1 protein-coding gene is annotated in these 228 nt (G+C 53.1%); it reads left to right on the plus strand.

Going from position 1 to position 228, the window contains the following annotated elements:
- Window positions 1–228, plus strand: a 228-nt coding sequence (locus KVT36_RS32560; RefSeq protein WP_217607556.1) for a TonB-dependent receptor, incomplete at both ends; no start/stop codon positions are given.

The raw sequence follows: 228 nt of genomic DNA on the forward strand, positions 1-228 counted from the left end.
TTAAATGGGAAACCAACCAGAAAACCAATATAGGGCTGGACCTGGCCCTGTTCAGGAACCGGGTGAATATAACGGGGGACCTGTACAAACGCATTACCAGGGACCTGCTGCTGAATGCAGCCCTCCCCAATACCAATGGGGTTGGGGGCTCAACCGGCTTTAAGAAAATAGGTAAGCTGCAGAACCAGGGGCTGGAGATCAGCTTTAACACCACTAAGGGGGGGACGG

Origin of the sequence: Chitinophaga sp. GbtcB8 (genome assembly GCF_019091455.1) — a bacterium.
In the GTDB taxonomy this organism is placed as follows: Bacteria; Bacteroidota; Bacteroidia; order Chitinophagales; family Chitinophagaceae; genus Chitinophaga.